2 protein-coding genes are annotated in these 864 nt (G+C 40.8%); both read right to left on the bottom strand.

What is annotated here, in order from left to right; all coding sequences use genetic code 11:
* Nucleotides 1-358, bottom strand: a 358-nt coding sequence (gene atpC / locus EES38_RS23215) for an ATP synthase F1 subunit epsilon (protein WP_124939282.1), incomplete at its 3' end; no start/stop codon positions are given.
* A complete protein-coding gene (locus tag EES38_RS23210) occupies nucleotides 355-852 on the bottom strand; it encodes an ATP synthase beta subunit C-terminal domain-containing protein (protein WP_500691481.1) in 498 nt (165 codons plus the stop codon). The genes atpC and EES38_RS23210, both read right to left, overlap by 4 nt.
* Nucleotides 853-864 lie beyond the last annotated feature (12 nt).

Raw genomic sequence — 864 nt, 5'->3', positions numbered from 1 at the left:
TGAGAGCTAGATTAGCCTCAATTGTCTGTCTCTTACCTTCAGCTTTTCTCAAGTTAGCTTCTGCTATTTCAAGAGTTTGCTGAGCTTCTTGTGGATCAATGTCACTATTCTTCTCTGCATCATTTACTAAAATAGTGATTTCATTATTGCCTATTCTAGCAAAACCGCCCATCAGAGCCATCGTTAACCATTGGTTAGCAAGGCGTATTTTCAAAATACCTATATCAACAGCTGTGGCAATCGGCGCGTGGTTTGCTAATACACCAATTTGTCCACTATTAGTAGATAAAATGATTTCTTTTACTTCTGAATCCCAAACAATTCGATTCGGAGTCAGTACACAAAGATTTAAGGTCATTTCTTCAATTTACTCTCCATTTCTAAGTTCGTAGCCTTCGCAGTAGCTTCATCGATGTTACCCACTAAGTAAAAGGCCTGTTCGGGAAGAGAATCAAATTCTCCGGAAAGGATCAAATTAAACCCTCTAATTGTTTCCGCTAGACCAACATATTTTCCCGGAGAACCTGTAAATACTTCTGCTACGAAAAARGGTTGTGATARGAAACGCTCAATTTTTCGTGCTCTTGCTACGGTTAARCGATCCTCTTCGGATAATTCRKCCAACCCMAGGATAGCTATAATGTCCTGAAGYTCYTTGTAACGTTGTAAAGTTTGYTTWACTYKTTGYGCARTTTCATAATGTTCCTCRCCAACGATYCGAGGTTGKAGCATAGTTGACGYTGAATCTAAAGGATCTACYGCTGGATAGATRCCTTTGGCAGCTAATCCTCTTGAYAGTACGGTAGTMGCATCTAAATGTGCAAATGTSGTGGCAGGWGCGGGGTCRGTCAAATCGTCCGCAGG

It is taken from the genome of Vibrio viridaestus, from assembly GCF_003856525.1.
Taxonomy (GTDB): Bacteria; Pseudomonadota; Gammaproteobacteria; order Enterobacterales; family Vibrionaceae; genus Vibrio; species Vibrio viridaestus.
This window is presented reverse-complemented; position numbering and strand designations above follow the sequence as displayed.